This is a genomic window from Pseudoalteromonas sp. SR45-5 (assembly GCF_014163565.1).
Classification (GTDB): domain Bacteria; phylum Pseudomonadota; class Gammaproteobacteria; order Enterobacterales; family Alteromonadaceae; genus Pseudoalteromonas; species Pseudoalteromonas distincta.
In genome coordinates this window covers 1-6,908 of record NZ_JACJDN010000171.1, presented here as the reverse complement: position 1 = coordinate 6,908, position 6,908 = coordinate 1, and the positions used below count along the sequence as shown (strand labels likewise).

Genomic DNA, 6,908 nt, shown 5'->3' with positions numbered 1-6,908 from the left:
CTATTAATAGTAAAGCCTGCCTTTTGGACTGATTGGTTTATATACTGTTCACTATTAAAAGTATTTATATGGCTGTTTGAATCAAGCGCTGCAAAAGCTGTTTTTATTTCGTTAAGTGAGCCCTCTACCACAGTGCTTATGTACGCCTGCCCGCCTGGTTTTAATATGCTGTAAAGCGATTGCATTAAAGCCGAAAAATTAGCAGACCACTGCACTGCAAAGTTACTGTAAATAACATCAACACTGTTTGCTTGTAGCGGTAAGTTATCCATATCGGCGCATATTTTGGGTGTGGTTAAATCACTACTTTGCAGCATGTTTAAGCTCAAATCCATGGCAATAACGCTTGCAAACATACTTTGTAAGGTATGCGTATTAACAAGCGGGCCTGCGCCTAAATCAACACAAAGCTTATTTTTATTAATGCCTGGTTTTATGAGTGAAAATAGATCGCTCGCAGCATGTTTTTGTACATTTGCATGGGTGTTATAACTCGCCGCCGCTTTTGAAAACTTACTTTGTGTAGACTTTTTAAGCTCCTTGTTTAGCTCTCGATTTGGCTCCTTATTTAATTCTTTATTTGAATCGCTACTCACTAGGCACGGTTTTACAAGTTGTGTTTGCACTAGATCTGTTTTTAATACTGGCTGAGCAGTCATGCTATTGCACCTACTAAATGCTTAACTAAGTGCGTTATGTCTTGCTCGGTATGTGCGGCGGTTAAAGTAATGCGTAAACGTGAGGTGTTATGTGCAACCGTCGGCGGTCTAATTGCAGTGAGCCAAATACCCTGTTGTTTAAGTTTATCTGCCGCTTGTAACGTTTGCTCAGCACAACCTAATACAATGGGCTGTATGGCTGTATTTGATTCCATTACTGCAATATTATGGGTTTTAGTGAGTTGCTTAAATAATGCAATATTGGCATGTAGCTTATCGCGTTTATCATTGGCTGTTTTTATGTTTTTAATACGCGCAAGAGTGTGACTTGCCATAAGCGGCGACATGGCGGTTGAATACGTGTAATCGCGATTAAACTGCAGCATGTAATCAATAAACTGTTTACTTCCTAATACACACGCGCCACTACTAGCCACTGCTTTACCAAAAGTAATGACTAATATATCTGGCAGCGTTTGAGTAATAAACGCTTCGCAACTGCCTAAGCCTGTTTTACCTAATGCACCAAAGCCGTGTGCGTCGTCAATCATTAGCCATGCGTTGTGCTGTTTTGCAAGTGCGAGTAATTCTTTAAGAGGCGCGGTATCGCCATCCATCGAAAATACGCCTTCGCTTATAATAAGCTTGTTTTGCGCTTTTGATTTTTCGAGCCTTGAACGTAAGTGATTCATGTCGTTGTGATTAAAACGCACTAATGCCGCGTTTGAGTGCATAGCCCCGTCAATCAAACTTGCATGATTTAACTTATCTTGAAAAATAGCGCTGTTTTGTGCAGCCGCTTTATCTTGAAACAGCGCTTTAATTACGCTGCTATTAGCGCTAAACCCTGAGTTAAATAGCATTCCTGCGCCATAACCAAATTGCTCACATAAGTACTGTTCAAGCGCTTTTTGCTGCGCCTGATAACCGGTAACCAATGCTGAGCTGTGACTCCCTAATGCGTGGGAGTCATTAAGTTTAACAGCCTTATCACCAAAGCCTAAGTAGTCGTTACTGGCAAAGTTAAGGTAGGTTTTATTATTAACCGTTATGGTGCGCGCTGTTGCATGTTGTACTACGTGGCGTTTACGAAGTAACGCACCTTGCAGGCGAGCCTGCAGATGCGTGTTTATAAAATCAAAAGGCATTGATATAAGCCTACGCTTCGTAAAACAATTCAGAGGTTGCTTTGTCGGCTACTTGCGATGAAAGCGAGGCTTCAACTGCTTCGTCTGAATAGTCGTGACGTTTTTCTGGGTTCATACCTAATTTTTTAATTAGGTTCATATCGGCATCAGCGTCTGGGTTTTCGGTGGTAAGGAGTTTATCACCATAAAATATTGAGTTGGCGCCTGCAAAAAAGCACATCGATTGCATTTGCTCGTTCATGGCGTTACGCCCTGCCGATAAACGTACATAACTGTGTGGCATCATAATGCGCGCTGTTGCTATGGTACGTATAAATTCAAAGTGATCTAAATCGTCTACGTTTTCAAGCGGAGTGCCTTTAACTTTAACGAGCATATTAATAGGCACACTTTCTGGCTGTTGTGGCAAATTAGCTAGTTGCATAAGTAGTCCAAAACGGTCGCTTGCTTGCTCACCCATACCGACTATTCCGCCCGAGCATACTTTCATACCGGCATCGCGTACGTGGTCAATGGTATTTAATCTATCTTGAAAAGTACGGGTTGATATAATTTGCTCGTAATACTCAGGTGACGTGTCAAGGTTATGGTTGTAGTAATCAAGCCCTGCGTCTCTAAGCTCATGGGCTTTTTCGTTTGTGAGTTTACCTAGCGTCATACAGGTTTCTAACCCTAGCTCTTTTACTTCTTTAACCATTTGCGAAATGTATGGCATGTCTCTGTCTTTTGGATCTGACCATGCAGCCCCCATACAAAAACGGGTAGCGCCTTTTTGTTTTGCAAGGCGTGCTTGCTCTACTACTTTTTCTACTTCTATTAAGCGTTCGCGTTCTAAATCAGTTCTGTAATGGCCCGACTGCGGGCAGTACTTACAGTCTTCTGGGCAAGCGCCTGTTTTAATTGATAACAACGTAGAAATTTGCACTTCATTTGGGTTGAAGTTAGCACGGTGAACCGATGCGGCTTTAAACAGTAAATCGTTAAATGGCATTTCAAATAATGCTTTAACTTCAGCGTGGGTCCAATCGTGACGAACAGGTGCAAGTTCCATAATACTCTCTTATTTTTTTCTCAGCGGTGATATTGGCTTAGTCTACGAGTTGAAGTACCATTGTCAACGAAGCCCACCAAGTTAAAGTTTACATATGATTAAAAAGAATACGATTAACCTTGATTTTGATCGTGAGCACATTTGGCACCCATATACATCGATGACTAAGCCAATTCCGGTATACCCTGTTACACATGCTAATCACAATATTATTCACCTCGAAACTGGCGAGCAATTAATCGATGGCATGGCCTCGTGGTGGAGCGCAATACATGGCTATAACCACCCTGTTATAAATAACGCCATGATTGAGCAAATTAATAATATGAGCCACATTATGTTTGGCGGTATTACGCATAACAGCGCGGTAGAGCTGTGCAAAAAAATAGTAAATATAACGCCGCCTAGTTTAACTAAAGTGTTTTTAGCCGACAGCGGATCGGTAAGTGTTGAAGTAGCAATAAAAATGGCGCTGCAATATTGGTTAAGCCAAGGCATTACAACAAAACAAAAATTAATGACGCCTTACAAGGGCTACCATGGCGACACCTTTGCAGCCATGAGCGTATGCGACCCCGTTAACTCAATGCATAGTTTATATTCAGGTTTTTTACCTGAACACGTTTTTGTGCCTGCACCGGTTAGTCAATTTGGGTTCGAGTTTAACCAAACTGAAGCCCAAGAGCTTGAAGAATACTTTAAAGCAAACCACAGCCAAGTAGCCGCCTTTATCATTGAGCCTATTGTACAAAACGCAGGTGGTATGAACTTTTATCACCCTGATTATTTAGCCTGCGTACGTAAATTGTGCACCCAATATAACGTACTGCTAATTTGCGACGAAATTGCCACAGGCTTTGGCCGTACAGGTAAATTATTTGCTGTAGAGCACGCCAATATAGAACCCGATATAATGTGTATTGGTAAAGCATTAACCGGCGGTTCAATGACGCTATCGGCCACTATCACTAGCGATAAAATAGCCATTGGCATAAGCGAAGGTGAAGCCGGTGTTTTAATGCACGGCCCTACGTTTATGGGTAATCCGCTTGCCTGTGCAGCGGCCTGCGCAAGTATTGATTTATTACTTGAACAAAACTGGCAACAACGAATAAAGCAAATAAACACACAGCTACAACAACTTAATAAATGCAGTGAACTAGATGCGGTTGCCAATGTGCGTACCTTAGGAGCAATAGGTGTTGTTGAACTGAACGAGGCTGCGGGCAATGTTGATGTTGCTAAAATTCAGGCTTATTTTGTAGTGCAAGGTGTATGGATACGCCCATTCGGTAAACTAATTTACCTTATGCCACCGTATATAAGTGACGACACAAGTATAAAAACATTGTGTGATGCCATTTACAATGCCATTAAAGGCAAGCATTACGCTTAATAGCTGGTAGTGAATACTGGTTATAGCGCTATTTGCTGTAACCTACCGCTACATTTAGTGTTTTTATCTATTAAGCGAGTTTGTAGTTATTGATCTCGTTAACCATTAGCTATATGATAATGTCTATCATTTACAATTACCTTTTTGGACTTCTTTGCTATGAAATTACTATTTAAACCAGCCAAAACTTTAGGTGCAAGCCTTTTACTAGCCTCGGCGTTTATGGCTCAACCAGTATTAGCTAACGGCCCTATTGGCGAGCATGTTAATCATCTTCAAGCTAACCTCAAAAGTTACGCAGAAGAAGTAGAATGGATGGTAGGCAAAGTTGATACCATGGTAAGCGACTACGATACTAAAGGCGCAAAATCTGTAAAAACTGATGATTTAATTGAATATTGGGAATCAGTTAAGTTTCACAGCGCAATAGAAACTAACTTTGTACCAGTATACGCTTCTATTTGGCAGGGTCTTTATGGCGTAAAAATGGCCATTGATAATAAAGAGCCTGCTGAGGAAGTTCGTAAACAGCAAAAAGCGATGAACATAGCCTTGTGGCAAGGCCTTGGGGCTGTTAAGCTTGCTGCAAAATTCCAGCAAAAAGGCTTGTTAGACACTGTAAAAGCAACCGCTACAACTCAAATGACACAAAGTGCCACAATTGATGAAATTAAGCACAAATTAGACCGTGTAGTAGCAAAATTTGCTGAGCGTTTACGAGACGAAGCAACTGAAATTGTTCACGATACTTATCTGCACCTGTTTGAAGGCGTTGAAGGTACACTTATTGAACAAGATGCAAAACTAGTTGAAGTGCTGGAAAAAGACTTTAACGTAACACTGCCACAAGCAATTAAAAACAGCAAAAGCGTAGATGAAGTACGCGATGTGATCAGTGACATGCAAACAAAATTAGACCGCGCTAAGGTTTTAATAGAAAAAGCCGAAAAAGCACGTAAGGATGTATTTTAAGTGAAGCGTAGGACCTTTATTCAAGGCCTAGCCGCGTTAGGGGTGGTTGGCTCATTGCCACTGCCTCTTTCTCGTGCGCTAGCCGCTGATATAGCAAACCCTGTTTCTGTTGACGATTTACCAAAGCTTAAAGGCGAGTTAACGCTTTATTTAGGCCGAGGCGAAGGTGGTTTGTATGAAAACGTATTACAAGCAATCCAGAAAAAAAATCCAGACTTTAAACTCGGTATACGCCGAGGTCCTACTGCTGCTTTAGCAAATACCATTGTTGCAGAAGCTAAAGCTGGCGTTCGCCGCGCTGATTTATTTTGGGCGGTTGATTCAGGCGCAATTGGTTTAGTAACCGATGCTGGCCTTGCACAACCCATCCCAAGTGATTTATCTGCTCAGTTACAACCACAATTTAGATATAAAGAGTGGGCACCAGTAACTGGTCGCATTCGTACATTGCCATATAACACGTCGCGTTTGACTAAAGATCAAATTCCAACAAGTATTATGGAAATTGCCGACAGCGATTTAAGTATTGGTTGGGCACCCGCCTACGCTTCTTTTCAATCGTTTGTAACCGCAATGCGAATTTTAGAAGGCGACGACAAAACCGCTAAGTGGCTTAAAAAGATTCAAAAACGTGCTAAAACATACGCCGGCGAGCTAGGTGTTGTTATGGGCGTTGAGCGCGGTGAAGTTGATATTGGTTTTGCAAATCACTATTACACTTTGCGTTTAAAATCAGGTAAGCCTGATGCCAAGCTAGATTTAGCATTTACACAAAATGATGCGGGCTGTTTAGTTAATGCATCGGGTGTATTAGCGCTTAACGACGATCCGCTTGCAACTAACTTTATGCGTTACTTACTAAGTAAAGAAGTACAGGGTTACTTAGCCAGTGAAGCGTACGAAATTCCGTTAGTAAATGGTATTACCCAACCTGAGGGTTTACCGTCACTTGCTAATATTTCTCCACCTAAAGTAGATTTAACACAGCTAGCTGATTTACGCCCTACTATAGATTTGATGCGAAGCAGCGGCGTATTGTAATGAAAATACCTGCCTCTTATCCAATGGCGCTGCTTGCAGCGCTTGTTGCGCTTACCCCTGTTTATGTATTAATTGTGCTTGCAAGCGATGCAAGCTCAGTGTTTGACACCCACAATCTTCAAATTTTAGGTAACACGTTATCGTTAATGGGTTTAACGGTACTCGGATCTATTTTAATTGGTGTGCCACTGGCGTTTATTAGCGCGTATGTGCATTTACCATTTAAAAAGCTCTGGCTGGTTGTATTTGCAGCCCCACTGGCCATTCCCAGTTATATTGGCGCATTTACACTTTATGCTGCTTTTGGCCCCGGTGGCGAAATAAATACCTTAACAGGAATAGAAACACCATCAATGTATGGCCTAACAGGTGCCGCCATTGTAATGACGCTTTATACCTTCCCGTTTGTAATGATGACAACTCGCTCATCCCTACTGAGCCTTGACGCAAGCATGGTTAATGCCGCGCGTACGCTTGGAATGTCGATGACGCAAAGTATATTTAAAGTTATATTACCGCGCGTAGTTAACGGTATTGCAGCAGGCTCATTGTTAGTCGCGCTTTATACGTTATCAGACTTTGGCACGCCGGCAATGATGCGCTTAGATACCTTTACCCGCGTAATTTACGTTGAATACAAT

Annotated in this window: 7 protein-coding genes; 4 read left to right on the top strand and 3 right to left on the bottom strand. The window is 41.8% G+C overall.

The features are described from left to right. From H5072_RS08505 to bioB, 3 genes are all read right to left on the bottom strand, one after another. A partial coding sequence (locus H5072_RS08505; RefSeq protein WP_182693260.1) for a methyltransferase domain-containing protein occupies positions 1-659 on the bottom strand: 659 nt, incomplete at its 3' end. Beyond that, positions 656-1,807, bottom strand: a complete 1,152-nt coding sequence (locus H5072_RS08500; protein ID WP_182693259.1) for an 8-amino-7-oxononanoate synthase — start codon at positions 1,805-1,807, stop codon at positions 656-658. The genes H5072_RS08505 and H5072_RS08500, both read right to left, overlap by 4 nt. Before the next feature lie 10 nt (positions 1,808-1,817). Then, the gene (bioB, locus tag H5072_RS08495; protein WP_002961242.1) at positions 1,818-2,858 is read right to left on the bottom strand and encodes a biotin synthase BioB; all 1,041 of its coding nucleotides are present in this window, start codon (positions 2,856-2,858) and stop codon (positions 1,818-1,820) included. Between the two features lie 94 nt (positions 2,859-2,952). On the opposite strand from bioB, the gene bioA reads away from it, so the two are divergent. From bioA to H5072_RS08475, 4 genes are all read left to right on the top strand, one after another. Further along, complete coding sequence (gene bioA / locus H5072_RS08490) at positions 2,953-4,254, top strand: adenosylmethionine--8-amino-7-oxononanoate transaminase (protein WP_182693258.1); 1,302 nt, start codon at positions 2,953-2,955, stop codon at positions 4,252-4,254. 159 nt (positions 4,255-4,413) lie between these two features. After that, positions 4,414-5,226 (top strand): hypothetical protein, encoded by an 813-nt coding sequence (locus tag H5072_RS08485; protein ID WP_002961238.1) that lies wholly within the window; start codon positions 4,414-4,416, stop codon positions 5,224-5,226. After that, a complete protein-coding gene (locus H5072_RS08480; RefSeq protein ID WP_182693257.1) occupies positions 5,227-6,267 on the top strand; it encodes an extracellular solute-binding protein in 1,041 nt (346 codons plus the stop codon). It begins immediately after the preceding gene. Continuing rightward, positions 6,267-6,908: iron ABC transporter permease (locus tag H5072_RS08475; RefSeq protein ID WP_182693256.1), on the top strand; the 642-nt coding region annotated here is incomplete at its 3' end. The genes H5072_RS08480 and H5072_RS08475, both read left to right, overlap by 1 nt.

Excerpts from the sequence above, each read along its gene's own strand:
- H5072_RS08485 (WP_002961238.1), top strand. The coding sequence starts at position 4,414 with ATGAAATTACTATTTAAACCAGCCAAAACTTTAGGTGCAAGCCTTTTA.
- bioA (WP_182693258.1), top strand. The coding sequence starts at position 2,953 with ATGATTAAAAAGAATACGATTAACCTTGATTTTGATCGTGAGCACATT.
- H5072_RS08500 (WP_182693259.1), bottom strand. The coding sequence starts at position 1,807 with ATGCCTTTTGATTTTATAAACACGCATCTGCAGGCTCGCCTGCAAGGT.
- bioB (WP_002961242.1), bottom strand. The coding sequence starts at position 2,858 with ATGGAACTTGCACCTGTTCGTCACGATTGGACCCACGCTGAAGTTAAA.